Source organism: Terrisporobacter muris, from assembly GCF_024621905.1.
GTDB lineage: Bacteria > Bacillota > Clostridia > Peptostreptococcales > Peptostreptococcaceae > Terrisporobacter > Terrisporobacter muris.
On the sequence record NZ_JANKBY010000581.1, the window covers coordinates 1 to 1,216 of the forward strand.

Annotated in this window: 1 protein-coding gene; it reads right to left on the reverse strand. The window is 28.9% G+C overall.

Going from position 1 to position 1,216, the window contains the following annotated elements; translation table 11 throughout:
- Positions 1-156: 156 nt before the first annotated feature.
- The gene (locus tag NSA58_RS20410; protein WP_039681090.1) at positions 157-1,017 is read right to left on the reverse strand and encodes an EamA family transporter; all 861 of its coding nucleotides are present in this window, start codon (positions 1,015-1,017) and stop codon (positions 157-159) included.
- Between the last annotated feature and the right edge of the window lie 199 nt (positions 1,018-1,216).

Here is a 1,216-nt window from a genome sequence, read left to right on the forward strand (position 1 = left end):
TCCATTTTATTTCTGGTGAGTAGTGTACTCTTGTACTCATAATAAAATAACCTCCTTTAAAATCATACATATAGTATGTTTCAAAAGAGGTTGTTTTATTTATTCCCGTGTAAAGGGTTCACTTCAATTGTGCTGATGTTTTTTTATTGAAGGCAATTATATTAAAAGTGATAAAGTGCCTATCACTATAAGAAAAAGGCCTAAAGCAGATTTTTTATTTAGTTTTTCTTTAAATACTATATAAGAAAATGCAATAGTAACTAAAATACTTAATTTATCAATGGGAACTACCACACTGGCAGGTCCTGTTTGTAGAGCTCTATAATAACAAAGCCATGAACCACCTGTTGCAAGTCCTGATAAAATTAAGAAAATCCAACTACTTTTATCAATATATTTAATAGTGTTTTGTTTTTTTGTAACGAAGACTACAATCCATGCCATAATAAGAACGACAATAGTTCTTATGGCTGTTCCTAAAGTTGAATCTACATTTTCAATACCAACTTTTCCAAGAATAGAAGTTAAGCTGGCAAAGAAGGCAGAGCCTAAAGCATAAAGAAGCCATGCGTTATTTTTCTTTTCCATAACTATATTTTCTTTCTTTGTTATCATTAAATATGTACCTACTCCTATTAATATCATGGCAATACATTTTATAAGCGTTAATTCTTCTCCTAACAAAATAAACGCCATAAGCATTGTTAAAATAGTGCTTGATTTGTCAATAGGAGTAACTTTGTTTACATCTCCAATTTGCAAAGCTTTGAAATAACAAAGCCAAGAAGCTCCAGTTGCTATACCTGAGAGAATAAGAAAAATTAAAGTTTTTGTGCTTATTTGTGATATGGTACTTTGGCTTCCTGCAACAAACACTATAATCCATGAAAAAATAAGAACTACAATAGTTCTAAGTGCCGTTGCCACATTTGAATCAGTATTTTTTATACCACATTTAGCTAGTATAGATGTTAACCCTGCAAAGAGTGCTGATCCAAAAGCAAATAAAATCCACATGATGTCGACCTCCATTTTTGTGATTTATAATGATTTTTATTATCAATTGGACTTAGATTATATCATAATTGATAAGACAATTAATAATATTTTATATCTAAATCATATTTATTATATTAAAATTTTGCAATATGGACTTATGTTGAAAATTTCATTTATGATATAAATGTTGGTCATATAGAATTGTAAAGAATATATG

What these genes read in the sequence shown, in the direction of transcription:
- NSA58_RS20410 (WP_039681090.1), bottom strand. Translation starts at nt 1,017, where the DNA reads ATGTGGATTTTATTTGCTTTTGGATCAGCACTCTTTGCAGGGTTAACA.